Origin of the sequence: Caballeronia sp. GACF4 (assembly GCF_023631025.1) — a bacterium.
Lineage (GTDB): Bacteria > Pseudomonadota > Gammaproteobacteria > Burkholderiales > Burkholderiaceae > Caballeronia.
This window is the reverse complement of record NZ_JALQDW010000004.1, coordinates 103,709-128,544: the sequence shown is the minus strand read 5'-3', so window position 1 is coordinate 128,544 and position 24,836 is coordinate 103,709. Positions and strand designations below refer to the sequence as shown.

The 24,836-nt window shown below is 62.6% G+C and carries 19 protein-coding genes; 13 read left to right on the top strand and 6 right to left on the bottom strand.

All coding sequences use genetic code 11. From position 1 onward, the window contains the following. The first annotated feature begins 228 nt into the window (after nucleotides 1-228). From NCR40_RS04445 to NCR40_RS04430, 4 genes are all read left to right on the top strand, one after another. Nucleotides 229-1,602: an MdtA/MuxA family multidrug efflux RND transporter periplasmic adaptor subunit gene (locus NCR40_RS04445; protein ID WP_250508826.1), complete on the top strand. Its 1,374-nt coding sequence runs from the start codon at nucleotides 229-231 to the stop codon at nucleotides 1,600-1,602. A 28-nt stretch (nucleotides 1,603-1,630) separates the two neighbouring features. After that, complete coding sequence (locus NCR40_RS04440; protein ID WP_250508825.1) at nucleotides 1,631-4,753, top strand: MdtB/MuxB family multidrug efflux RND transporter permease subunit; 3,123 nt, start codon at nucleotides 1,631-1,633, stop codon at nucleotides 4,751-4,753. A 3-nt stretch (nucleotides 4,754-4,756) separates the two neighbouring features. After that, entirely contained in the window at nucleotides 4,757-8,092 is a 3,336-nt protein-coding gene (locus NCR40_RS04435; RefSeq protein ID WP_244827544.1) for an efflux RND transporter permease subunit, read from the top strand. Nucleotides 8,093-8,179: 87 nt separating this feature from the next. Beyond that, entirely contained in the window at nucleotides 8,180-8,839 is a 660-nt protein-coding gene (locus tag NCR40_RS04430) for an NAD(P)H-binding protein (protein ID WP_250508824.1), read from the top strand. A 15-nt stretch (nucleotides 8,840-8,854) separates the two neighbouring features. On the opposite strand, the gene kdpE is transcribed toward NCR40_RS04430, so the two are convergent. From kdpE to NCR40_RS04415, 3 genes are all read right to left on the bottom strand, one after another. Continuing rightward, the gene (gene kdpE / locus NCR40_RS04425) at nucleotides 8,855-9,553 is read right to left on the bottom strand and encodes a two-component system response regulator KdpE (RefSeq protein WP_250508823.1); all 699 of its coding nucleotides are present in this window, start codon (nucleotides 9,551-9,553) and stop codon (nucleotides 8,855-8,857) included. Between the two features lie 54 nt (nucleotides 9,554-9,607). Beyond that, the gene (locus NCR40_RS04420) at nucleotides 9,608-10,582 is read right to left on the bottom strand and encodes a quinone oxidoreductase family protein (protein ID WP_250508822.1); all 975 of its coding nucleotides are present in this window, start codon (nucleotides 10,580-10,582) and stop codon (nucleotides 9,608-9,610) included. A gap of 87 nt (nucleotides 10,583-10,669) precedes the next feature. Further along, on the bottom strand, nucleotides 10,670-11,449 hold the full coding sequence (locus tag NCR40_RS04415) for an SDR family oxidoreductase (protein ID WP_244827540.1): 780 nt from the start codon (nucleotides 11,447-11,449) through the stop codon (nucleotides 10,670-10,672). Nucleotides 11,450-11,733: 284 nt separating this feature from the next. On the opposite strand from NCR40_RS04415, the gene upp reads away from it, so the two are divergent. The 9 genes from upp to rng all read left to right on the top strand — a co-directional run bounded on the left by upp (nucleotide 11,734) and on the right by rng (nucleotide 19,791). Beyond that, nucleotides 11,734-12,387, top strand: a complete 654-nt coding sequence (gene upp / locus NCR40_RS04410) for a uracil phosphoribosyltransferase (RefSeq protein ID WP_244827539.1) — start codon at nucleotides 11,734-11,736, stop codon at nucleotides 12,385-12,387. A gap of 345 nt (nucleotides 12,388-12,732) precedes the next feature. Then, nucleotides 12,733-13,461: a YebC/PmpR family DNA-binding transcriptional regulator gene (locus NCR40_RS04405; RefSeq protein WP_244827538.1), complete on the top strand. Its 729-nt coding sequence runs from the start codon at nucleotides 12,733-12,735 to the stop codon at nucleotides 13,459-13,461. A gap of 209 nt (nucleotides 13,462-13,670) precedes the next feature. Then, entirely contained in the window at nucleotides 13,671-14,948 is a 1,278-nt protein-coding gene (gene purD, locus NCR40_RS04400) for a phosphoribosylamine--glycine ligase (protein WP_244827537.1), read from the top strand. A gap of 111 nt (nucleotides 14,949-15,059) precedes the next feature. Then, complete coding sequence (hemF, locus tag NCR40_RS04395) at nucleotides 15,060-15,998, top strand: oxygen-dependent coproporphyrinogen oxidase (RefSeq protein ID WP_250508821.1); 939 nt, start codon at nucleotides 15,060-15,062, stop codon at nucleotides 15,996-15,998. After that, a complete protein-coding gene (locus NCR40_RS04390) occupies nucleotides 15,989-16,693 on the top strand; it encodes a nicotinate-nucleotide adenylyltransferase (RefSeq protein WP_250508820.1) in 705 nt (234 codons plus the stop codon). Before hemF ends, NCR40_RS04390 begins: the two co-directional genes overlap by 10 nt. Before the next feature lie 2 nt (nucleotides 16,694-16,695). After that, entirely contained in the window at nucleotides 16,696-17,151 is a 456-nt protein-coding gene (rsfS, locus tag NCR40_RS04385) for a ribosome silencing factor (protein WP_244827534.1), read from the top strand. A 14-nt stretch (nucleotides 17,152-17,165) separates the two neighbouring features. Continuing rightward, nucleotides 17,166-17,636 carry a 23S rRNA (pseudouridine(1915)-N(3))-methyltransferase RlmH gene (gene rlmH / locus NCR40_RS04380; protein WP_250464255.1) on the top strand — a complete coding sequence of 157 codons (471 nt, stop codon included), beginning with the start codon at nucleotides 17,166-17,168 and terminating at the stop codon, nucleotides 17,634-17,636. 66 nt (nucleotides 17,637-17,702) lie between these two features. After that, nucleotides 17,703-18,314, top strand: a complete 612-nt coding sequence (locus tag NCR40_RS04375) for a Maf family protein (protein WP_250508819.1) — start codon at nucleotides 17,703-17,705, stop codon at nucleotides 18,312-18,314. 7 nt (nucleotides 18,315-18,321) lie between these two features. After that, nucleotides 18,322-19,791 (top strand): ribonuclease G, encoded by a 1,470-nt coding sequence (gene rng / locus NCR40_RS04370; protein WP_250492108.1) that lies wholly within the window; start codon nucleotides 18,322-18,324, stop codon nucleotides 19,789-19,791. 277 nt (nucleotides 19,792-20,068) lie between these two features. On the opposite strand, the gene NCR40_RS04365 is transcribed toward rng, so the two are convergent. The 3 genes from NCR40_RS04365 to NCR40_RS04355 all read right to left on the bottom strand — a co-directional run bounded on the left by NCR40_RS04365 (nucleotide 20,069) and on the right by NCR40_RS04355 (nucleotide 24,678). Beyond that, entirely contained in the window at nucleotides 20,069-21,328 is a 1,260-nt protein-coding gene (locus tag NCR40_RS04365; protein WP_250508818.1) for a CotH kinase family protein, read from the bottom strand. Between the two features lie 181 nt (nucleotides 21,329-21,509). Next, nucleotides 21,510-23,228: a lipid A export permease/ATP-binding protein MsbA gene (msbA, locus tag NCR40_RS04360; RefSeq protein WP_370652127.1), complete on the bottom strand. Its 1,719-nt coding sequence runs from the start codon at nucleotides 23,226-23,228 to the stop codon at nucleotides 21,510-21,512. A gap of 172 nt (nucleotides 23,229-23,400) precedes the next feature. Then, entirely contained in the window at nucleotides 23,401-24,678 is a 1,278-nt protein-coding gene (locus NCR40_RS04355; protein ID WP_244827528.1) for an O-antigen ligase family protein, read from the bottom strand. Between the last annotated feature and the right edge of the window lie 158 nt (nucleotides 24,679-24,836).

Sequence of the window (24,836 nt, the reverse complement as noted above, 5' to 3'; positions counted from 1 at the left end):
TCGCACGACCGCGCGGCGTTGGTGCGGCTTGTATGCGTCGTGTCTCTTCGTTGCGGTTTCGTCATGCGCGGCAGCGCTTCGAACGCGTCGCGAAAAAGCTTCATGTGCTCATCGCCCGCTTTCAGGTCCTCGCCTCGATGCGACTTGCAGATTGCGCTGTCCTGCCTGGCGTTCGCGCGCCGCCTTGGGCGCTCCAACGAATCACTTGAAATACCAGCCACAGAACCGATGGACGACCAAAAGAATTCTCCCGGACAACCGCAGAAACCGTCCAACTCGCCTGATCGACCTGCCACGACCACGCTCGGGGAACGCCCGCCAAGGCGGCGCAAGCTCGTCCCGCTCGTGATCGCTTTGCTGATTGTCGCGGGAGCCGTCGCCTGGTGGCATCCTTGGAGCCGCAACAGTGCCTCGGGTCAACCACAGGATGCACGTCAGGGCGGCGGCCGTCGTGGCGGCAGCGCGAACGCGATGAATCAGCCGCAGCCCGTGCACGTCGCGACCGTCGTGCAAGGCGAGATGCCGGTGGTCATCAATTCGCTCGGCACGGTCACGCCGCTTGCCAACGTCACGGTCAAGACGCAGCTCAATGGCACGCTGATGGACGTGGCCTTCAAGGAAGGCCAGATGGTCAAAAAGGGCGACGTGCTCGCGCAGATCGACCCGCGTCCTTATGAGATTTCGCTGCGTAACGCCGAAGGCACGCTGGCGCGGGATCAGGCGCTGTTGCAGACCGCGAGGCTCGACTTGCAGCGTTATCAGACGCTGCTCTCGCAAGACTCCATCGCCAAGCAACAGGTCGACACTCAAGGCTCGCTCGTCAAGCAGTATGAAGGCGCGGTCAAGTCGGACATGGCCAACGTCGATACCTACAAGCTCGATCTCACCTACGCGCGCATCACGGCGCCCGTGTCGGGACGCGTCGGCCTGCGTCAGGTCGATCCCGGCAATTACGTGACGACGGGCGACACCAACGGCGTCGTGGTCATCACGCAATTGCAGCCGATCAGCGTGATCTTCACCACCTCGGAAGACAACCTTGCCGCCATCCTGAAGCCGCTGCACGCGGGCACGAAGATGTCGGTGACGGCATATGACCGCGCCAATACGGTTGCGCTCGAATCGGGCTATCTGGAAACCCTCGACAACCAGATCGACACCACCACCGGCACCGTCAAGCTGCGCGCGACCTTCGACAACAAAGGACTCGGGCTCTTTCCGAACCAGTTCGTGAACACGAAGCTGCTCGTCGATGTCATCAAGGACGCGCTTATCGTTCCGACTTCGGCGGTGCTGAACGGCTCATCGGGATCGTTCGTGTATGTCGTCAAGCCGGACAATACGGTGACGGTGCGCAACGTGAAAACCGGTCCCGTCGATGGCGAGCGCACCAGCATCAAAACCGGTCTGCAGGCCGGCGAGCGCGTGGTGATCGACGGCTCCGACCGGCTCAAGGAAGGCGCGAAGATCACGATTCCGGCGGACAAGGCCAAGGGTGCTTCGGGCGCATCCGGCGCTTCAGGTGCATCGGCGGCGGCTGCCGCGTCGGCAGCTTCGGGTGCGCGGCATGGCGGGCATCGTCGTCAGCAACCGCAGCAGTGACAGTTAAGCCAAGAGCAACCAGAGCCGCATGAATCCATCTCGCCTTTTTATCCTGCGTCCGGTCGGCACGGCGCTTCTGATGGCGGCGATCATGCTGGTCGGCCTCGTCGCGCTACGTTTTCTGCCGCTGTCGGCGCTGCCCGCGGTCGACTATCCGACCATCCAGGTGCAGACGTTTTACCCCGGCGCGTCGCCGGATGTGATGACCTCCAGCGTCACCGCGCCGCTCGAAAAGCAGTTCGGGCAGATGGCGAGCCTGAACCAGATGTCGTCGCAGAGTTCGGCGGGCGCGTCGGTCATTACCTTGCAGTTCAGTCTGGATTTGCCGCTCGATATCGCCGAGCAGGAAGTTCAGGCCGCCATCAACGCGGCGGGTAATCTGCTGCCGTCCGACCTGCCCGCCCCGCCGATCTACGCGAAAGTGAACCCCGCCGACGCGCCGATCATCACGCTCGCGATCAGTTCCAAGACACTGCCGCTCACCAAGGTCCAGGATCTCGCCGACACGCGCCTCGCGCAGAAGATTTCGCAAGTCGCGGGCGTGGGTCTCGTGTCGATCAGCGGCGGCAACCGCCCCGCCGTGCGCATTCAGGCGAACACACGAGCGCTGGCCTCGTACGGGCTGAATATCGACGACTTGCGCACGACTATCGCCAACCTCAACGTCAATACGCCGAAGGGCAATTTCGACGGCCCGTCGCGCAACTACACCATCAATGCGAACGACCAGTTGACCGATGCAAGTGCGTACCAAAGCGCGGTGGTCGCATACAAGAACGGCCGGCCGGTCATGCTCACCGATGTCGCCACGGTCGTCGAAGGTCCGGAGAATACCAAGCTCGGCGCGTGGGTCGACGCGACGCCCGCCATCATCCTCAACGTGCAGCGTCAGCCGGGCGCGAACGTCATTCAAGTGGTGGACGGCATCAAGAAGCTGCTGCCAGGCTTGCAGCAATCGCTGCCGGCGGCGCTGGACGTGCGCATCGTCACGGACCGCACCACGACCATCCGCGCGTCGGTGCGCGACGTGCAGTTCGAACTCGCGCTCTCCGTCGTGCTGGTCGTGCTGGTAATTTATCTGTTTCTCGCCAACGTCTACGCCACCATCATCCCGAGTCTTTCCGTGCCGCTGTCGTTGGTCGGCACGCTCGCGATCATGTACCTGTGCGGCTTTTCACTCGACAATCTTTCGCTGATGGCGCTGACCATCGCGACAGGCTTCGTCGTCGACGACGCCATCGTCATGATCGAAAACATCGCGCGCTATGTCGAGGAAGGCGACCCGCCGCTCCAGGCAGCGTTGAAAGGCTCGAAGCAGATCGGCTTTACCATCATTTCGCTGACGGTTTCACTAATCGCGGTGCTTATCCCGCTGCTCTTCATGGGCGATGTGGTTGGCCGTCTGTTCCACGAGTTCGCGATCACGCTTGCCGTGACCATCGTTATCTCGGCTATCGTCTCGCTCACGCTCGTGCCGATGATGTGCGCAAAACTCCTGCGCCACACGCCGCCCAAAGACAGCAAGCGCTTCGAGGCGCGCGCCCACAAGTTCATCGACTACGTGATCGGCCGCTACGCCGTCGCGCTCGAATGGGTGCTGGAGCGGCAAGCCGCGACGCTCGTCGTCGCCCTGCTGACGCTCGTTTTGACCGCCGTGCTGTACATCTTCATTCCGAAGGGCTTCTTTCCCACGCAGGACACCGGCGTGATCCAGGCGATCACGCAAGCGCCGCAGGCCGCGTCGTATCAGGCCGTGGCCGAGCAGCAGCAGGCGCTCGCGCAAAAGATTCTGCAGAACCCGGATGTCGAAAGCCTGACTTCGTTCATCGGCGTGGACGGCACCAACATCACGCTGAACAGCGGGCGCATGCTCATCAACCTGAAGCCGCGCGACGACCGCAGCAACACGTCGAGCGACGTGATCCGTTCCATTCAGAGCGACGTCGCGGACATTCCCGGCATCAAGCTGTATATGCAGCCGGTGCAGGACTTGACGATCGATTCCACCGTCAGTCCGACGCAATATCAGTTCATGCTGACCGACCCGAACCCGTCCGAGTTCGCGGAATGGGTGCCGAAGCTCGTCGAGCGGCTGCAACATACGTCCATTCTCACGGATGTGGCGACCGACCTGCAGCAAAACGGCCAGTCGGTGTATATCGAAATCGACCGGCCGACGGCGGCGCGCTTCGGCATCACGCCCGCGACGGTGGACAACGCGCTTTACGACGCCTTCGGCCAGCGCATCATTTCGACCATCTTCACGCAGTCGAACCAGTATCGCGTGATCCTCGAATCGGAGCCTTCGGACGCGCACTACAGCGAGATCCTGAACGGCATCTATCTGCCGTCGTCCACTTCGACGACGGGGCAGGTGCCGCTCAACACCATCGCCAAGTTCCACGAGCGCGCGGCGCCGTTGCTCGTCACGCATCTGGGCCAATTCCCGGCGACGACCGTTTCCTTCAACCTGGCCAAGGGCGAATCGCTTGGGGCGGCGATCAAGGCCATCGAGCAGGCGAAGAACGACATCGGTCTGCCCGCGTCGTTCCAGATTCGCTTTCAGGGCGCGGCGCTCGCGTTCCAGGCTTCGCTTTCGAACGAACTGTTCCTGATCCTCGCGGCCATCGTCACGATGTATATCGTGCTCGGCGTGCTGTACGAGAGCTTCATCCACCCGATCACCATTCTCTCGACGCTGCCGTCCGCAGGCGTCGGCGCGCTGCTTTCGCTGATGGTCACCGGGCACGATCTGGACATCATCGGCATCATCGGCATCGTGCTCTTGATCGGTATCGTGAAGAAGAACGCCATCATGATGATCGACTTCGCGCTCGAAGCCGAGCGCGATCAAGGCAAGTCGCCGCGCGACGCGATCTTCCAGGCGTGTCTGCTGCGCTTTCGCCCGATTCTCATGACGACGATGGCCGCGCTTCTCGGCGCGCTGCCGCTCATGATCGGCTGGGGCGCGGGTTCGGAGCTGCGGCATCCGCTCGGTATCGCGATTGTCGGCGGTCTGATCGTCTCGCAGTTGCTCACGCTCTTCACCACGCCCGTGATCTATCTGGCCTTCGATTCGCTCGGCCGCCGGTTGCGCGCGCGCTTCGGCGGCGGCATGCACGAGCCGCGGCCCGCCGCCGACGCGGAGTAAGCCATGAACATGTCGCGCATTTTCATCGACCGGCCCGTTGCGACGACGCTGCTCGCGGTGGGCATCGCGCTCGCCGGCATGTTCGCGTTCGTGAAGCTGCCGGTCGCGCCGCTGCCTCAAGTGGATTTTCCGACCATCTCCGTGCAGGCGCAGTTGCCGGGCGCAAGTCCCGAAACCGTGGCGACGAGCGTGGCGAGTCCGCTCGAACGGCATCTCGGCTCCATCGCCGATGTCAGCGAAATGACTTCGCAAAGCGCGGTCGGCACCACGCGCATCACGCTGCAGTTCGGCCTGAACCGCGACATCGACGGCGCCGCGCGCGACGTGCAGGCCGCCATCAACGCCGCGCGCGCCGACTTGCCAACCGCGCTGCGCAGCAATCCGACCTACCACAAGGTGAACCCGGCCGACGCGCCCATTCTGGTGCTCGCGCTCTCCTCGCCTACCCGAACCGCGGGCGCGCTTTACGACTCCGCGGCGACCGTGCTGCAGCAGACGCTTTCTACCGTGCCGGGCGTCGGCGAAGTGGACGTGAGCGGCTCGGCAAACCCGGCCGTGCGCGTGGAACTCGAACCGGGCGCGCTGTTTCACTACGGCATCGGGCTGGAAGACGTGCGCGCGGCGCTGGCATCGGCGAATGCGAATAGTCCGAAGGGTGCAATCGAATTCAAGGACAACCACGTCCAGCTCTACACCAACGATCAGGCGAGCAAGGCGTCGCAATACAAGGATCTGGTCGTCGCCTATCGCAACGGCTCGGCGGTGCATCTTTCGGACGTCGGCGAAGTGGTCGATTCCGTGGAAGACCTGCGCAATCTCGGCCTCATCAACAACAAGCACGCGGTGCTCGTCATTCTGTACCGTCAGCCGGGCGCGAATATCATCGAGACGATCGACCGCGTGAAGGGCATGCTGCCGCAACTGCAAGCCGCCCTTCCCGCCGATGTCCTGATCACCCCGACAGCGGACCGCTCGACCACCATCCGCGCCTCGCTGCACGACACCGAACTTACGCTCGTGATCGCGGTGGCGCTCGTCGTGATGGTCGTGTTCCTGTTCCTGCGCAACTGGCGCGCAACGCTGATTCCAAGCGTCGCCGTGCCGATATCGATCATCGGCACCTTCGCGGCGATGTATTTGCTCGGCTTCTCGCTCGACAATCTCTCGCTGATGGCGCTGACCATCGCGACGGGCTTCGTGGTGGACGACGCCATCGTCGTGCTGGAGAACATCTCGCGGCATGTCGAGAACGGCGTGCCGCGCATGCAGGCCGCGATACTCGGCGCGCGCGAGGTCGGCTTCACGGTGCTGTCCATCAGCATTTCGCTCGTTGCCGTGTTCCTGCCCATCCTGCTGATGGGCGGTATCGTTGGGCGCCTGTTCCGCGAGTTCGCGCTGACCTTGTCGCTGGCGATCGCCGTATCGCTCGTGGTGTCGCTCACCGTCACGCCCATGATGTGCTCGCGTCTGCTTCAAGAGCCGCATCAGAAGAAGAAAGAAGGCCGGCTCGCGCTCTGGCTGGAGCGCCAATTCGAGCGCATGCAGCGCGGCTATGCGCGAACGCTTGGCTGGGCGCTCGGGCACCCGCGGCTCATCCTGCTCATTTTGCTCGCGACCATCGGGCTGAACGTCTATTTGTACATCATCGTGCCGAAGGGCTTTTTCCCGCAGCAGGACACGGGGCGTATCGTCGGCGGCATTCAGGCGGACCAGAGCACCTCGTTTCAGGCGATGAAAGGCAAGTTCTCGGAGATGATGCGAATCGTCGAATCGGACCCGGCCGTGGACAGCGTCGCCGGTTTCACGGGCGGGCGCACGACCAATTCCGGCTTCATGTTCATCTCGCTCAAGCCGAAGAGCGAACGCAAGGTGTCGGCGGATCAGGTCATCAACCGTCTGCGCAAGCCGCTTGCCGATGTCGCGGGCGCGCGCACCTTCCTGCAGGCCGTTCAGGATATTCGCGTGGGCGGGCGGCAGTCGAATGCGCAGTATCAATTCACGCTGCTGTCCGACACCACGAGCGACCTTTACACGTGGGCGCCCAAGCTCACAGAAGCGCTGCTCAAGCGCCCCGAACTCACCGACGTGAATTCCGACCAGCAACAAGGCGGTCTCGAAGCGATGGTGACCTTCGACCGCGCCACGGCCGCGCGTCTGAACATCAAGCCCGCGCAGATCGACAACACGCTCTACGACGCCTTCGGCCAGCGCCAGGTCTCGACCATCTACAACCCGCTGTCGCAATACCACGTGGTGATGGAAGTCGCGCCGAAATACTGGCAGGACCCGGAGATGCTTAAGCAGATCTACATCAGCACGTCGGGCGGCACGGCGAGCGGCACGTCATCGACTAATTCGACCACCACTTCCGGCGCCAACTCGACGGCGTCCACCTCGGCGACCGGTTCGACCGGCGCGGGCGGCTCGTCCACCAGCAGTTCCGACACAGCCGCCGCGCTGGCGCTCGCTTCGGTCAAGAATTCGGCGACCAACGCCATCGCGGCGAGCGGCAAGTCGAGTTCGTCGTCAGGCGCGGCGGTTTCCACATCGCAGGAAACGATGGTGCCGCTTTCGGCCATCGCGAAATTCGGGCCGGGCAATACGCCGCTTTCCGTCAATCACCAGAGCCAGTTCGTGGCTTCCACCATCTCGTTCAATCTGCCGCCGGGCAAGTCGCTCTCGGAGGCCACCGCCGCGATCTACGAAACGATGGCCGAAATCGGCGTGCCGCAGACCATCCACGGCAGTTTTCAGGGCACGGCGCAGGCGTTCCAGCAGTCGATGAACGACCAGCCTATCCTGATTCTCGCGGCGCTCGCGGCTGTGTATATCGTGCTCGGCATTCTGTATGAAAGTTATATCCATCCGATCACGATTCTCTCCACGCTGCCGTCGGCGGGCGTCGGCGCGCTGCTTGCGCTGCTGCTGTTCAAGACGGAGTTCAGCATCATCGCGTTGATCGCGGTCATCTTGCTGATCGGCATCGTGAAGAAGAACGCGATCATGATGGTGGACTTCGCTATCGAGGCCACGCGGCACGGCGCCAAGACTTCGCGCGATGCCATCGAGGAAGCGTGTCTCTTGCGCTTTCGCCCGATCATGATGACGACCGCCGCCGCGCTGCTCGGCGCGCTGCCACTCGCGTTCGGAACTGGCGAAGGATCGGAGATGCGCGCGCCGCTTGGCATTGCAATCGTCGGCGGGCTGATCGTGAGTCAAATGCTGACGCTCTATACGACGCCGGTGGTTTATCTGTATATGGACCGCTTCCGCGTGCGCGCAGAGGAACGGCGCGCGCGGCGGCGTGGCAATGCGCGGCCGGCAAGCGCGGTGGAGTGACGCGAGGCCGCGCAAGCACGGATAGCACAAGGCGCCGAAATCGCCTACTTTGATTGTCGAGCCGGCCACCGCAAGGGAGCGAACTCAATGAAGACGATGAAAGTTCTGCTGATCGGCGCGCACGGCCGCACGGGCCGGCTTATCGCGCAAGGTCTTCATGACCACGCCGCGCCTTTTCGGGCGCTGCTTCGCAAATCCGCGCACAAGAGCGAGTTCGCGGCGCTGGGCGCGGAAATCGTGCTCGGCGATCTCGACCAGGACTTCTCGCATGTCTTCGACGACATCACGCACGTGATCTACGCGGCGGGGTCGTCCGAGAGCGAAGGCGTGCACGAGGAACGTGCGATCGATCGCGACGCCGTCATGCGCACCGCCGATTACGCGAAGCGCCGGCGCGTGCGGCAACTCGTCGTCGTAAGCGCGCTGACCGCGTTTCATCCGGAGCGCAATCCGCTTTCCCTGCGTCATTACTCGCGCATGAAACGCGAAGCCGATGCCTACGTCATGCGGCGCGGCGTGCCTTACGCGATCCTGCGTCCTGGCCCGCTATCCGACGAACCCGCGCGCGGCACGATTGCGCTCGCGGACGAGACCACGGTCGATATGCCCGACGTGTCGCGCGAGGATGTCGCGCGCATTGCGCTGCGTTGCGTGGCGCTTGGCGTGCGGGATCGGGTCATCGGCTTCGTCGGCGGAAACGAACCGCTCGACGCCGTGCTCGATACCTACGCCGCGGTCACCGCGTAATTCGAACGACGCACGTCACACGACTCCCACGAGCCGATATCCCACGCCCGTTTCCGTGACGATATGCTCGGGCTGCGCCGTATCGCGCTCGAGCTTCTGCCGCAGATGCGCCATGTAGATGCGCAGATAATGCGGACTCTCCACATGCGACGGTCCCCACACTTCCTTCAGCAATTGCCGATGCGTCAAGACGCGCCCCGCATGCCGCACGAGCGTGGCAAGCAGGCGATATTCGATCGGCGTCAGATGCACGCTCTCGCCGTTTTTCGTGACGCGCCGCAACGCGAGATCGACGGTGACATCGCCGAAACGCACGGCCGGCGTCTCGTTGCCCGCCGCCTGATTGCGCCGCCGCAAATGCGCGCGAATACGCGCCATCAACTCGGAAACGCCGAACGGCTTGGTGAGATAGTCGTCGGCGCCGGCATCGAGCGCGGCGACCTTTTCCGCTTCCTGCGTGCGGGCCGAGAGCACGATCACCGGCAATTCGGTCCAGCCGCGCAGTTCGCGAATGACGTCGAGGCCATCGGTATCCGGCAGACCCAGATCGACGATCACGAGATCGGGCTTGCGCGTCGCCGCTTCGATCAGACCTTGCTGGCCGGTTTCCGCTTCGTGCACGGTCATGCCCTCGGCTTCCAGGGACACGCGCACGAAGCGGCGAATCTGCTTTTCGTCCTCGATCAGGACGACGGTGACGGACGGCTCGCTCATATCGATGCTGTTCTATTTCTTAGTTTCAGTGAGAATCCGTCACGCGGGAAAGGCTCAAGGCAAAAGAATGGTCGAGCCCGTCGTCTTGCGCGCTTCGAGGTCTTCATGCGCGCGGGGCGCGTCGGCCAGCGAATAACGTTGCCGCACGTTCGTCCTGACCTTCCCCGACGACACGACTTCGAACAGTTCCGCCGCCATGGCATCCAGATCGGCGCGCTTGGCGATATAGCTGAAAAGCGTCGGACGCGTGAAGTAAAGCGAACCGCGCCCGGCGAGTTCGGATGAATCGACAGGCGGCACCGGACCCGACGAATTGCCGAAGCTCACGAAGTATCCAAGCGGCGAGAGGCTGTCGAGCGACGCGATATACGTGTCCTTGCCGATGGAATCGTAGACCACCGGCACGCCCGCGCCGTTGGTGATCTCGCGCACACGCTGCGTGAAGTTGTCGCGCGTGTAGACGATCGCGTGATCGCAGCCATGCGCCTTCGCGATCTCCGCTTTCTCGTCCGAACCGACCGTGCCGATCACCGTCGCGCCGAGCGCCTTCGCCCACTGCACCGCGAGCAGGCCGACGCCGCCCGCCGCCGCGTGGATCAACACCGTTTCGCCCGCCTTCACGCGATAGGTCCGGCGCAGCAGATATTGCGTGGTCAGTCCTTGCAGCATGATCGACGCGGCATCTTCGTAGCTGATCGCATCCGGCAGCTTGACGACGAAATCCGCCGCCATCACGCGTTCCTCGGCATAAGCGCCCGGCGGACGCGACGCATACGCCACGCGATCGCCCGGTTTGAATTGCGTGATGCCCTCGCCCACCGCCGTGACTTCGCCCGCGCCTTCCATGCCGAGCCCGTTGGGCAGCGGCATCGGATAAAGCCCGGTGCGGAAATACACATCGATGAAATTGAGCCCGACCGCGTGATGCTTCACGCGGATTTCACCCTTGCCCGGCTCGCCCACGTTCACGTCGACCCACTTCATGACTTCGGGGCCGCCTGTCTTGTCGAATCGGATTGCCTTGGTCATCGCTTGAATGTCTCCGTCGGTTCAGTTCGCCATGTGTCGAGAATCAAGTGCGCCTTTCGCGCTGATGCGCGCGCGGCGCGGCTGCGTTCAGTACGTGCCCGGATAAGCGCCGCCATCGATCAGCAGATTCTGCCCGGTGATGTAGCCCGCATGCGCGCTGCACAGGAACGCGCAGGCCCGGCCGAACTCGTCCGGCTCGCCGAAGCGTCCAGCGGGCAGCGCGTCCGCGCGACGCTTGCGCGCCTCGTCGATGCTGATGTTCTGCGCCTTTGCCTGCGCTTCGAACGTCACGGCGACGCGGTCGGTGTCGAAGGTGCCGGGCAGCAGATTGTTGATGGTCACGCCCGTGGACGCCACCTTGCGCGCCACGCCCGCGACGAAGCCCGTGAGCCCGGAGCGCGCGCCGTTGGAGAGCCCGAGCACATCGATCGGCGCCTTCACCGACGAGCTCGTGATATTGACGATGCGTCCGAAACCGCGCCCGATCATCCCGTCGATGGTCTGCCTGATGAGTTCGATCGGCGTGAGCATGTTGGCTTCGAGCGCCTTGATCCACATGTCGTGCGTGAAATTGCGGAAGTCGCCCGGCGGCGGCCCGCCCGCGTTGTTGACTAGGATGTCCGGCTGCGGACACGCGGCGAGCGCGGCGGCCTGGCCCTCGGGCGTGGCGATGTCGCCGGCCACGGTCTTCACGTCCACGCCATAAGCCGCGCGGATGGCGGCGGCCGTCGCTTCGAGCGTTTCCGCCGTGCGCGCGGTGATGACGAGATTGACGCCCTCGGCTGCGAGCGCCTCGGCGCAACCGCGCCCGAGTCCCTTGCTTGCCGCGCAGACGAGCGCGGTGCGCCCTGCGATTCCCATGTCCATCGTCCATCCTCCAGAGGTTGTCTCGACTGTTTCGGTTCGGAGCGCGTGAGATGACCGTCACGCCTTCCGCGCAATTCTAAGAGAATCGGGGCGGCAACGCCGGGCGGGCCATGCGGCTTGCCGATAAACGCGGCAAATGTTCTTAGGCAACGGCGGGGTTTTCGGTAAACTGTCGCCACTGTCCGCCCGGCGCGCGGCATGAGCGCCGGCGCTCACGCATCGCCCATGACGGCACCCCATCACACGAGCAGCACACCAGCAGGACGCGCGAACGCGCGAGACCCATGAAACAGGACAGCCGTTTTCCCAATCTCTTCATCACCGATCACCCGCTGATCCAGCACAAGCTCACCCACATGCGCGACAAGGACACGTCCACGCGCACGTTTCGCGAACTGCTGCGGGAAATCACCTTGCTGATGGGCTACGAGATCACCCGCAATTTGCCGCTCACGACCAAGCGCGTGGAAACGCCGCTCGTCGAGATCGACGCGCCCGTGATCGCGGGCAAAAAGCTCGCCATCGTGCCGGTGCTGCGCGCGGGCATCGGCATGTCGGACGGGCTGCTCGACCTGATCCCCTCGGCGCGCGTCGGTCATATCGGCGTCTATCGCGCGGAAGATCACCGGCCGGTCGAGTATCTCGTGCGCCTGCCGCCCGACCTGGAAGAGCGCGTCTTCATTCTGTGCGATCCGATGGTCGCGACCGGCTACTCGGCCGTCCACGCCGTCGACGTAATGAAGCGCCGCAACGTGCTGTCCGAGAATATCGTGTTCGTGGCGCTGGTGGCGGCGCCCGAAGGCGTGAAGGTGTTCCAGGACGCGCATCCGGACGTGAAGCTCTACGTCGCCTCGCTGGATTCGCATCTGAACGATCATGCGTATATCGTTCCCGGTCTCGGCGATGCAGGCGACCGGCTGTTCGGCACGAAGAACTGATCGCAACCCGTTTTCGCAGATCAAGTCTCGAGACCGCCGCGCGACATACGCGGCGGTTTTTTATTGTGCGATGGCTTTTGCGCGGCGCACTTTCCCCGAATCCGCCTTCGCCCGCTCGTTTTTCCCAATCGACGCAAGCCGCCTGCCAAGCCATCCCAGCATGATAAAATTTCGGTCTGTTCCTAATCGGATCTTGCCGCGAGCCTGACTAGCTTGCCTTCGGGCCGCGCCCGACGCACGAACCCGGCTGCCGTTTAAAAAATGCAGCAGCGCATCGAACAGACATCTACAGCATCACAGCAAACCAAGGCGCGGCACGACGTCCGCGCGCGATGGAGAAAGGTAATGGCGGGTCACTCGAAATGGGCCAACATCAAGCATAAAAAGGCCGCAGCCGATGCAAAGCGCGGCAAGGTCTGGACGCGCCTCATCAAGGAAATCCAGGTCGCGGCCCGCATGGGCGGCGGCGAAGTCGACTCGAACCCGCGGCTGCGGCTCGCGGTCGACAAGGCCTACGACGCCAACATGCCGAAGGACAACATCAACCGCGCGATCCAGCGCGGTGTCGGCGGCGTCGATGGCGCGAGCTACGAGGAAATCCGCTACGAAGGCTACGGCATCGGCGGCGCGGCGATCATCGTCGACACCATGACCGACAACCGCACCCGCACGGTCGCGGAAGTGCGCCACGCGTTCTCGAAGTTCGGCGGCAACATGGGCACGGACGGCTCGGTATCGTTCATGTTCGACCATGTCGGCCAGTTCCTGTTCGCGCCGGGCACGCCCGAGGACAAGCTGATGGACGCCGCGCTCGAAGCAGGCGCGGACGACGTGGTGACGAACGACGACGGCAGCATCGAAGTAATCAGCCCCGCCAACGACTTCCAGAAGGTGAAGGACGCGCTCGAAGCCGCCGGCTTCAAGGCGGAACTCGCCGAAGTAACCATGAAGCCGCAAAGCGAAGTGGAATTCAGCGGCGACGACGCCCTGAAAATGCAAAAACTGCTGGACGCTCTCGAAAATCTCGACGACGTGCAGGAAGTCTATACAAACGCCGCCATCAACGACGAATAAGCGCCGCCGTTGCGCCCGTCCGCCGCGCTCGGCGGGCCGCGATGCTGGAACGGCTTTCGCTTGATGAGAAGGCAGGTGACGCAGCCTGAAGTCCGCGCGAGCCGCCTTCGACCTGTCATGCCGGTGACGGCGTGGGCTCCGGCATTGGCCTGGCCCGCCCGGCGTCAGCGCGCGGCTACTGCTTTCACTCAAGCTTTTCGGGGATTCAAATGAAGTTACTCGTCGTTGGTTCCGGCGGTCGCGAACATGCGCTGGCCTGGAAGCTCGCCCAGTCGCCGCGCGTGCAGATCGTCTATGTGGCGCCCGGCAACGGCGGCACCGCGCAGGACGAGCGCCTGCGCAATATCGACATCACCGAGCCTTCGGCGCTCGCCGATTTCGTCGAACGCGAGCATGTCGCGATGACCGTCGTCGGACCGGAAACGCCGCTCGCCGCGGGCATCGTCAATCTGTTTCGTTCGCGCGGGCTCAAGATTTTCGGGCCGACAAAGGAAGCCGCGCAACTCGAAAGCTCGAAGGACTTCGCGAAGGCGTTCATGAAGCGCCACAACATTCCGACGGCCGACTACGAAACCTTCACCGACGCCGCCGCCGCGCATGCCTACATCGACACGAAAGGCGCGCCGATCGTCGTGAAAGCGGATGGCCTCGCTGCCGGCAAGGGCGTGGTGGTCGCGATGAGCGCAGAGGAAGCACACGACGCGATCGACTCCATGCTCGCCGACAACAAGCTCGGCGACGCAGGCGCGCGCGTGGTGATCGAAGAGTTCCTGTCCGGCGAGGAAGCGAGCTTCATCGTCATGGTGGACGGCAAGCACGTGCTGCCGCTCGCGTCCAGCCAAGACCACAAGCGTCTGCTCGACGGCGACAAGGGCCCGAACACCGGCGGCATGGGCGCGTATTCGCCCGCGCCGATCGTCACGCCGCAACTGCACGCGCGCGTGATGCGCGAGATCATCCTGCCGACCGTGCGCGGCATGGAAAACGACGGCATCCGCTTCACCGGCTTTCTGTACGCGGGCCTGATGATCGACGCCAACGGCACGCCCAAGACGCTCGAATTCAATTGCCGCATGGGCGACCCCGAAACGCAGCCGATCATGGCGCGCCTCAAGGGCGATTTCTCGAAGGTCGTGGAGATGGCCATCGACGGCAAGCTGGACAGCGTGGAGCTCGACTGGGACCGGCGCACGGCGCTGGGCGTCGTGCTCGCGGCTCACAACTACCCGGAGACGCCGCGCAAGGGCGACCGCATCAACGGCATTCCGCCTGAAACGGACAACGCCGTCACGTTCCATGCGGGCACTACGCTCACGGACGGCAAGCTCACCACTTCAGGCGGGCGCGTGTTGTGTGTCGTGGGTCTGGCGGATTCCGTGCGCGGCGCGCAGTCCGTGGTCTACGATACAGTGAATCAGATTTCGTTCGATGGCATGCAGTATCGCCGGGACATTGGCTACCGGGCGGTGAACCGCAAGCACGGATAAGGCTTTTCGCCTGAAATCGAGCCGTTTTTCCCGCGCTGCCGGACCTCCGCGTCCGGCAGCGCGTTTTTAGAGAATCCACATAACGCCTGTCATGGCGCATTGCAGCAATCGATGAGTGAAACGAACCAGCACGACGCAGCCCACGATATTGCCGCCGTCCGTCAATACCTGACGGGCTTGCAGACGCGTATTGCCGATGCCCTCGGCGCGTTCGACGGCAGTTCGTTCGCGACCGATGCCTGGACTCGCGAGCCCGGCGCGCATCTGCGTGGCGGGGGCGTGACGCGCATTCTCGAAGGCGGCGAGTTTTTCGAGCGCGGCGGCATCGGCTTTTCGGACGTGGCGGGCGACGCGCTGCCGCCCTCCGCTAGCGCCGCGCGTCCGCAACTCGCCGGGCGCGGTTTCGAGGCGCTGGGCGTGTCGCTGGTGATGCATCCGAGAAATCCGCACTGCCCGACCGTGCACATGAACGTGCGCATGCTCACGGCGGTCAAGCCCGGCGAAGAGCCGATCTTCTGGTTCGGCGGCGGCATGGACTTGACGCCCATTTACGGCTACGAGGACGACGCGCGGCATTTCCACCGCGTCTGCCGCGACGCGCTCGACCCGTTCGGCGTGGAGTTGTATCCGCGCTTCAAGACGTGGTGCGACGAGTACTTTTATCTGAAGCATCGCGACGAGCAGCGCGGTATCGGCGGCATCTTTTTCGACGATTTCTCCGAGCCCGGCTTCGAGCGTTCGTTCGCGATGATGCGGCGCGTCGGCGACGCGTTTCTCGAAGCTTATCTGCCGATCATCGACAAGCGCCGCGACACGCCTTACGGCGAGCACGAGCGCGCGTTTCAGGCGTATCGGCGCGGACGTTACGTCGAATTCAACCTCGTGTTCGATCGCGGCACGCACTTCGGTCTGCAAAGCGGCGGGCGCACCGAATCCATTCTCATGTCGATGCCGCCGGTTGCGAACTGGCGCTACGACTGGGCGCCCGAGCCCGGCACGCCGGAAGCGCGACTCTATTCCGACTTCCTGGTGCGCCGGCAATGGCTGTGATCGCGCCGGGCACACCTTGCAAAAAGCGCGTCGGCATTTTGGGCGGCACCTTCGATCCGATTCACGAAGGGCATCTGGCGCTCGCGCGCCGCTTCGCCGCGCTCTTGCGCCTGACCGAACTCGTGCTGTTGCCCGCGGGTCAGCCGTGGCAGAAGGAAGGCGTATCGGCGCCGCATCACCGGCTGGCGATGACGCGCGCGGCGGCGCAGTCGCTGCACATCGATGGCGTGAAGATCACCGTCGCCACCGATGAAGTCGAGCGCGAAGGCGCGACCTACACGGTGGAGACGCTTGCGCGCTGGCGCGAGCAGGAAGGCGCCGAGGCATCGCTTGCGTTGCTGATCGGCGCGGATCAACTGGTCAAGCTCAATACCTGGCGCGACTGGAAACGGCTCTTCGAATTCGCGCATGTCTGCGTGGAGACGCGTCCCGGCTTCGATGTCGCGTCGCTGCCCGCGCCCGTCGCCGCTGAACTCGAAGCACGCGAGGCATCCCCGGAAGTCTTGCAGGCCAGCACTCACGGTCACATGCTGATCGACACCACGCTTCTCATCGACGTATCCGCCACGGCGATCCGCGAGGAAGCGAGCGCATCACACGAAGGCGCACGAGGCGCGTCGCAAGACGAAGTCCGCGCGCAGGTCCCATCCGCCGTATGGGACTACATTGTTCAACATCATTTGTATCAACGGTAATCATGGAAATTCAAAAGCTTCAACGCGCGATCATCGACGGTCTCGAAGACGTCAAGGCGCAAGACATCAAAGTGTTCAACACCACTCACCTGACGTCGCTGTTCGACCGCGTGGTCGTGGCGAGCGGCACGTCGAACCGGCAGACCAAGGCGCTTGCCAACAGCGTGCGCGAACGGGTGAAGGAAGCCGGTGGCGACATCATCAGCACGGAAGGCGAAGAGATCGGCGAATGGGTGCTGGTCGACTGCGGCGACGCGGTCGTCCATATCCTGCAACCGGCGCTGCGCCAGTACTACAACCTCGAAGAAGTCTGGGGCGACAAACCCGTGCGCGTGAAATTGAGCAAGCCGAGCATGTTCGGCGGCGCGAACGTCGAAGCCGACGAGGACGAAGACGAGGAAGATGCCGCACCGGCCGTCAAGCGTCCCGCCCGCAAGACCGCGCGCAAGCAGGCCTAAAGCGCAGCGCGTCGATGAAGCTCGTCATTCTCGCAGTCGGACACAAGATGCCCGACTGGATCACGAATGGCTTCGACGAATACGCGAAGCGCATGCCGCCCGAATTGCGCATCGAGCTCAAAGAGATCAAGCCCGAGCAGCGCTCGTCCGGCCGCAATGCCGAAAGCGTGATGGCTGCCGAGAAGCAGCGAATAGAAGCCGCCCTGCCGAAGAACGCCCGCGTGATTGCGCTCGATGAACGCGGCCGCGACTGGACCACGATGCAACTCGCGAACGCCCTGCCCGCCTGGCAACAGGACGGCCGCGATGTCGCGTTCGTGATCGGCGGCGCGGACGGCCTCGCGCCCGAAGTGAAGGCGCGCGCCAAACTCATGCTGCGTATCTCGAGTCTCACGCTGCCGCACGGCATGGTGCGCGTGCTGCTTGCCGAACAGCTTTACCGTGCGTGGAGCATCACGCAGAATCATCCTTATCATCGCGCGTAACGGCAGATGCCCTGATATTCCGTGGTGGTGTCGAAGGCCGGCGCGCTTGTCGAGACCCGCTATCGAATGTCTACTTATCCCTTCGTCTATCTTGCGTCTCAAAGCCCGCGCCGCCAGGAGTTGCTGCGGCAACTGGGCGTGCGGTTCGAACTCCTCTTGCCTCGTCCCGATGAAGACGCCGAAGCGCTCGAAGCCGAGCTGCCCGGCGAAGCAGCGCATGCCTATGTTCAGCGTGTCTGCATGCTGAAGGCGCATGCGGCGCGCGCACGTCTCGTCGCGGGCAATCATGGGACAGCGCCCATTCTCGTCGCGGATACCACCGTGACCATCGACGGACAAATACTCGGCAAGCCCGCGCATGAAGAAGACGCGGTCGCGATGCTGACGAAGCTCGCGGGTCGCGAACATGAAGTGCTGACGGCACTGACCGTCGTCGATGCCGATGGCGCATGTCACGCCGCGCTCTCGCGCTCGACGGTGCGTTTCGCGCCGGTCGACCGTGCTGCGCTGCAACGATACGCCGCGACGGGCGAGCCTTTGGGCAAGGCCGGCGCGTATGGCATTCAAGGCCGCGCGGCAGCATTTATCGAGCGAATCGACGGGTCCTATTCGGGTATCATGGGTTTGCCCCTTTTCGAAACCGCAGCACTCTTGCGCGTGGCACGCGTCGAATTCTAAACAGGCCATGAACGAAGAAATCCTGATCAACGTCACACCGCAAGAAACCCGCGTCGCACTGGTGCAGCAAGCCGCCGTTCAGGAGCTTCACGTCGAACGCACGCTCTCGCGCGGCCGCGTCGGCAACGTCTATCTTGGCAAGGTCGTGCGCGTGTTGCCGGGCATGCAGTCGGCGTTCATCGACATTGGTCTGGAACGCGCCGCGTTTCTTCATGTTGCGGATATATGGCATCCGCGCGTGGCGGGCGAGCCGCATGGATCGTCGCCGCATGTGCCTATCGAGAAGATCGTCTTCGAAGGACAGGCGCTGATGGTGCAGGTCGTGAAGGACCCTATCGGCACGAAGGGCGCGCGACTCTCCACGCAGGTGAGCATTGCGGGGCGCACGCTGGTTTATCTGCCGCAGGAACCGCATATCGGGATTTCGCAGAAGATCGAGAGCGAGACGGAGCGCGAAGCTATTCGCGCGCGTCTCACCGCCGTGCTGCCCGCCGATGAAAAAGGCGGCTATATCGTGCGGACGATTGCCGAAGATGCATCGAGTGAAGAGCTTGCCGCCGATGTCTCGTATCTGCGCAAGACCTGGGCGACGATAGTTGCTCAAGGGCAGCGCGTACCGCCGACCACTTTGCTCTATCAGGATCTAAATCTGGCGCAGCGCGTGTTGCGCGACTTCGTGAATGACGAGACCACGCGCATTCAAGTGGATTCGCGCGAGACGTATCAGATGCTGGCGGATTTTGCGGCGGAATTCACACCGGCGGTGGCATCGCGCGTGCATCACTACACGGGCGAGCGGCCGCTTTTCGATCTGTACAACATCGAGGCTGAAATTTTGCGGGCGCTGTCGCGGCGCGTCGATTTGAAGTCGGGCGGTTATCTGATGATCGATCAGACCGAGGCCATGACCACCATCGACGTGAATACGGGCGGCTATGTCGGCGCGCGCAATTTCGACGACACCATCTTCAAGACGAACCTCGAAGCGGCGCACACCATCGCGCGGCAATTGCGGTTGAGGAACCTGGGCGGAATCATCATCATCGATTTCATCGATATGGAGAACGTCGAGCATCGCGATCAGGTCCTGAGCGAATTGAAGCGCGCGCTGTCGCGGGATCGTACGCGCGTGACGGTCAATGGCTTTTCGCAACTCGGGCTCGTGGAGATGACGCGAAAGCGCACGCGGGAATCTCTTGCGCATGTGTTGTGCGAGCCGTGTCCCACTTGTCAGGGCAAGGGGCAGGTGAAGACGCCGCGAACCGTGTGTTATGACGTGTTGCGCGAGATCATGCGCGAATCGCGGCAGTTCAATCCGCGCGAATTTCGCGTGGTGGCTTCTCAGCAGGTGATCGATCTGTTTCTGGAAGAAGAGTCACAGCATCTGGCAATGTTGATGGACTTTATCGGCAAGCCGGTTTCGTTGCAGGTGGAGTCGAATTTGAGTCAGGAGCAGTATGACATTGTGTTGATGTAGGACTAACTCATACAACCTCTAAAGAAACACGCAGGGGCGCGCGTTCGAACCTTTTGTTCATCGACGCATAAATAAGCAACGAAAGGGCCGAATAGCGGCCCTTCGTCATTACGAAGCTTCATTCGAAGGCAGACCAGAATTTGTCGACATCGAAATCAGCGCCTTAATGGATGGCTGGTATGGTTTTCCAGACGACTGAGCCGAGCGGCTCTTCTGTATCGATGCTGCAAACAGCAAATAGCAAACAGGAGCGCGTGACGCTCCTTCAATTCCACCCTCAAAGATTCCCATCCAACCAGGCAATCCGCCGCGTGAGCCAATCTTTCAGATAAGCCACCTCACCCTGATAAGAACCCGTCACCACCGGATTCGGCCAAAGCTTCTTCCCAAGCACCGGCCATTTATCAAAGTTGCGCTTAGCTGCGCCATTTGCCTGAAGCGCCTGCGCGTTCTCATCGACATAACTCACGATCGTATCGATTTGCGATGCCTTCAGTTGATCCCACCGTGCCCGAACACGTGTCTCGAAGCTCGGATCGATCTGCTTCATGCGTGAGATCCACTGACCGTTTGCAACCCACCATCCTTCCGGATACTGCGCGTCGGAAAAGTTAATGTTGCCCGCGCCAATGTCGAAGTCCCACAACGGCCCGAACTTCAATTTACCGCCGGCATCCTTATAGAGGTAGATGCTCGCAAAATCCCGCGCGTCCTGATTCTTGAAAATCTCGTTGACGAGATACCAGTCGATCAGCGATGCGACATCGAAGTACTGCTCGTAATTCCCCGAATTGGAATACAACGCGTCTTCGGCCTGCTGCATATAGTCTTTGATAAAAGCGACCTGTGCGTCCGATGCCGAATCCGGACTGTCGATGCAAAGCGCAATGCCGTGCGTCGTGCGCCAGCAAACGTCTTCGTCCATGCGCTCGTTGATTTCGACCAGGAAGCCTGTGCTCTCGGGCGCGACCGCGTTGTCACTATTGGCGATATTCACGCGGTTCTTGTCCACCCGCACCGACTCGACCACGTCATACACGCCCGCATACTGACCGTTGAGCGTGAGTTCGACGGGAACGTCATGCGGCGTCCACGCCATGCCAAAACGCCTGCCGAGTTCGAACGCCGTGCGATTGCGCAAGAGCGTCTTGTCGAAGTAATTCGCGAGCAGAATCCAGTTCTTGTCCTTCGGCAGCCCAAAAAAACTTGCCTTGCTGTCAAGTTTCAAGCGATATGGCTTCTTGTCCGCCGTCCACGTGCTGTTGCCATGGCCCTTGATGCTCGTCCTGCCTGTGAAGGGATCGACATCGTCCGGCCCGGTGATGCCGAGATCGGCGCCGAGATAAACATCTTTATCGACGATTGAAACACGGCCATCCGTATTAATGGACATGGCCGGCAGCGCGGCCGCGGGCGTTGCGCTCTTGCCCGACGGGTCCGTCGTACCCGTGGTATCCGTCGAATCCTTCGAGGGAGCGCTAGAGCCGCCGCCCGAGCAGGCAGCAAGAACGGTGCTGATGAGAACCACCGTAGCCATCGACGCAAGGCTCGGCCGGCTGCGCGTTTTTGCTTTTACAACGAACTGCAACATGATCTTCGCTTCTCTTTCAATGATCCGGTCCCACGGATTGGGCCGCGGATCATATCAAGGCTGCTCGAAGCGTTTGTATCAATAGTTGACCGAAGTCGCGAACAAGCGCCGATGGTCAATAAGCCGATCAAGCCGGCTGCTGCTGATACTGAATCCGGTGCAGATGCGCATACAGTCCTTCCTTGCGCAATAGTTCGGCATGGCTGCCCTGCTCCGCGATTCGCCCGCCTTCCATGACGAGGATGCGGTCCGCGCGCTCGATGGTCGACAAGCGATGCGCGATCACGAGCGTCGTGCGTCCCTTCATCAGCGTTTCGAGCGCGGCCTGCACGTAGCGTTCCGATTCGGAATCCAGCGCCGATGTCGCCTCGTCCAGGATCAGGATCGGCGCGTCCTTGTAGATCGCGCGGGCAATCGCCAAACGCTGCCGCTGTCCACCGGACAAGCGCATTCCGTTGCCGCCGATCAAGGTATCCATGCCATCAGGCAGCGCCTGCACCATATCGATGAGATTCGCCGCCATCAGCGCCGAGAACACGCGGTCGCGATCGGGCTTCTGCCCATAAGCAACGTTCGCCGCAATGGAGTCGTTGAACAGCACGACATCCTGGCTCACCATCGCCATCTGGCCGCGCAGGTCGTGCAGGTCGTAGTCGGTGATCGGCACGCCATCGACGAGCACCTGCCCGCCGCGTGGATCGAAGAAGCGCGGCAGCAGATTCACGAGCGTGGTCTTGCCACTGCCTGACGGCCCCGCGAGCGCGACCATCTCGCCGGGCGCAACCTTGAACGACACGCGGTCGAGAATCATGCGGTCCAGCGAACCGTAGCTGAAAGTGACATCGCGAAACTCGACTTCGCCTTGCGCGCGTTCCAGACGCCGCCCGCCGCCCTTCGGCTCCTCGGGTTCGTCGATCAGGCCGAAGATCAGCTCCGCCGCCGTCATGCCACGCTGCATCGGCTGATTGATGTCAATCAGATGCTTGAGCGGCGAGATAACGAGCAACATGGACGTGACGAAGGCAACGAAGCCGCCTACCGTGGTCTGATCGTTGGTGGACTGCACGACCGCAATCGTGATGACCACCGCGAGCGCGATCGACGCAAGAAACTGCGTGAGCGGCTGCGCGAGGCCGCCGGACACCTGCATGCGCATCGAGTAGCCGCGCAGGCGCTGGCTCATCTCCGTGAAGCGGTCCATTTCGTACGGTTCGCCGTTATGCACCTTGACGACCTTGTAGCCCGCGACGGTTTCCTCAACGACATAGGACAACTCGTTGGTCAGCGTCTGATGCTCACGATTGAGCCGCCGCAATCGTCGGTTGATCTTGCTCACGAGCCAGCCGATCACCGGCAGGATGACCGCGACGATCAGCGTGAGCCGCCAGTTGAGGATGAACAGATAGCCGAGCAGAAAGACGACCGTGAGCGAATCGCGCACAAGCGTGACGACGACGCTCGATAGCACGCTCAGAATCTGGTTGACCTCGAACACGACTGCATTGATGACCGTGCTGGCCGTCTCGCGCTGAAAGAAGCCGGCGCTCGTGTGGATCATGCGCTCGAACATCTGCAGGCGAAGTTGCAGCAGGATCTTGTTCGACACGTACGACAGAAAATAGCCCGACGCATACTGCGCCGCGCCGCGCACGAGCGCGAGTCCGATCACCGCGGCCGGCACGAGCCATTTCGCGTGATCGCTGCTTTTGGAGCCAAAACCGTGGTCGAGCAACGGTTTGAGCAGCATCGGGATGCCGGCTTCGGTTGCGGCGACGATACCCATCGTGCCGAGCCCGAGCAACACCATGCCCATGAGCGGGCGGATGTAGGGCCACAGGCGCCGCATGACCGCGGTCGGCGACGAACTTTCCGCGCCGCCAATCGGCTTGCGCAAACTACCTTCTCGTTTCAAGAGCGTATCTCCACTTCGCCCGGCGCTTTCCAGCTCTTCCCGCGGCGCTCGTTGGTTACTTTTGTGATTTCTCGTCAGCCGGAGAATGAAACCGGCCGGCCCGAATTCAGCCGATCGGTCCGCGCCCCGGCTTGCCAAGCGGCTCGCGCGCGTCGTGCGTGATGACCGCAAGCAGCACGGCCCAGAAGAGCGCGATGAGCGACGTGCTCATCACGACCGTGAATACATCGATACTCAGTCCGAAGATGATAACCGACCCCGAGACCGCGATCCCGCAATACGCCGCCGTCGACACATCGGGATGCGGCGACTTCCGGTAGCGCAGGAAATACACGAGCGGCCCGAAATACAGCAACGCAAGACAGACCACGCCCGACGCGCCCAATTCCGCGATCGTCGAGAAAAACTCGCTGTGCGCGCGTTGATTGACGACGAGCGGCGATACCTCGCCGGCATCGGCCATGCCCTTGAGCGAATTCTTCAGATGTCCCTTGCCGACGCCGAAGACCGGATTCGCCTCGAACAGATGAATCGACGCGGTCCACAACTGCAGCCGCGCGCCGAGCGAACTGTCCGCCGCCGCGCCGTGCGACAGGCGCGCGATGTCGGAGCGCGTCGCCTGCACACGTTCGCGGCCGATCGGCGAGGCGAGCAAGAGCGCCATCGCCAGAACGGCGACGCCGAGCGCGGTCAGCCAGTGACGAGGGTGTTTGATCCAGCCGAAGTTGAGCAGGCACAGTACGAGAAAGAGCGGAATGGCAAGCCAGCCGCCGCGCGTGCCCGACAGATACGACGCGTAAATGCCGCCCACCAGTCCGAGCAGCTTCAGTGCAATGCCGAGGCGCTTCGCCAGCGCGTTCGGATAACGATCCCAGCGGATCGACATCACCGAAAGAAAGCCGAGCAGGAGCGCGGTATTGCCATAGGGAATCGGATTGGTGAAATCGTTGCCGAGGCGATCGAGTTCCGTCACCGTCATGTGGATGGCGCTGTCCACGGCCCAGAAACCCGCGCCGATGGCACCGAGCGCGCAGCCCCAGCCGAGCGCCTTCAGTTGCCGAATCGGCACGTTGACGAGCAGCAGGAAAATCGGCAACGCGAGTGCGAAGCGCGACATGCCGTCGAATTCACGCGGCAGATAATAACCTTCGATGGCTTGCTGCAACGGCAGATAAACCATGAAGCACAGCATGGCCACCGTATAGAGCGGGAACGCGTTGACGAGCAGACCGAGCCTCAGACGAAACGGCTTGCTGAACCCCGCGAAGAGCGCGATGGCAAGCAACACGAAGAAGCAGTAGCCCGTCCCTCCTCGCACGACGAGTGTGCTTGCGGGCGCCAGCAAGACCATGCTGGCGATCATGTAGCGCAGAGTTTTTTCCAAATCGATGAACCTTAAGCGGGATTGACCGGCCGGCCCGGTCGCCTATCCCCAAATCGCGGGTTATTATAGCCGCTGCCGTCTGGCATGAGATTCGCTCTCCGCGAGCGCGCAACGCCGTGGCCAAGACGCGCCGGGCCTTCGAAGCACTCAGAATCGTA

What these genes read in the sequence shown, in the direction of transcription:
- NCR40_RS04445 (WP_250508826.1), top strand. Translation starts at nt 229, where the DNA reads ATGGACGACCAAAAGAATTCTCCCGGACAACCGCAGAAACCGTCCAAC.
- NCR40_RS04440 (WP_250508825.1), top strand. Translation starts at nt 1,631, where the DNA reads ATGAATCCATCTCGCCTTTTTATCCTGCGTCCGGTCGGCACGGCGCTT.
- NCR40_RS04435 (WP_244827544.1), top strand. Translation starts at nt 4,757, where the DNA reads ATGAACATGTCGCGCATTTTCATCGACCGGCCCGTTGCGACGACGCTG.
- NCR40_RS04430 (WP_250508824.1), top strand. Translation starts at nt 8,180, where the DNA reads ATGAAGACGATGAAAGTTCTGCTGATCGGCGCGCACGGCCGCACGGGC.
- kdpE (WP_250508823.1), bottom strand. Translation starts at nt 9,553, where the DNA reads ATGAGCGAGCCGTCCGTCACCGTCGTCCTGATCGAGGACGAAAAGCAG.
- NCR40_RS04420 (WP_250508822.1), bottom strand. Translation starts at nt 10,582, where the DNA reads ATGACCAAGGCAATCCGATTCGACAAGACAGGCGGCCCCGAAGTCATG.
- NCR40_RS04415 (WP_244827540.1), bottom strand. Translation starts at nt 11,449, where the DNA reads ATGGACATGGGAATCGCAGGGCGCACCGCGCTCGTCTGCGCGGCAAGC.
- upp (WP_244827539.1), top strand. Translation starts at nt 11,734, where the DNA reads ATGAAACAGGACAGCCGTTTTCCCAATCTCTTCATCACCGATCACCCG.
- NCR40_RS04405 (WP_244827538.1), top strand. Translation starts at nt 12,733, where the DNA reads ATGGCGGGTCACTCGAAATGGGCCAACATCAAGCATAAAAAGGCCGCA.
- purD (WP_244827537.1), top strand. Translation starts at nt 13,671, where the DNA reads ATGAAGTTACTCGTCGTTGGTTCCGGCGGTCGCGAACATGCGCTGGCC.
- hemF (WP_250508821.1), top strand. Translation starts at nt 15,060, where the DNA reads ATGAGTGAAACGAACCAGCACGACGCAGCCCACGATATTGCCGCCGTC.
- NCR40_RS04390 (WP_250508820.1), top strand. Translation starts at nt 15,989, where the DNA reads ATGGCTGTGATCGCGCCGGGCACACCTTGCAAAAAGCGCGTCGGCATT.
- rsfS (WP_244827534.1), top strand. Translation starts at nt 16,696, where the DNA reads ATGGAAATTCAAAAGCTTCAACGCGCGATCATCGACGGTCTCGAAGAC.
- rlmH (WP_250464255.1), top strand. Translation starts at nt 17,166, where the DNA reads ATGAAGCTCGTCATTCTCGCAGTCGGACACAAGATGCCCGACTGGATC.
- NCR40_RS04375 (WP_250508819.1), top strand. Translation starts at nt 17,703, where the DNA reads ATGTCTACTTATCCCTTCGTCTATCTTGCGTCTCAAAGCCCGCGCCGC.
- rng (WP_250492108.1), top strand. Translation starts at nt 18,322, where the DNA reads ATGAACGAAGAAATCCTGATCAACGTCACACCGCAAGAAACCCGCGTC.
- NCR40_RS04365 (WP_250508818.1), bottom strand. Translation starts at nt 21,328, where the DNA reads ATGGCTACGGTGGTTCTCATCAGCACCGTTCTTGCTGCCTGCTCGGGC.
- msbA (WP_370652127.1), bottom strand. Translation starts at nt 23,228, where the DNA reads ATGCGGCGCCTGTGGCCCTACATCCGCCCGCTCATGGGCATGGTGTTG.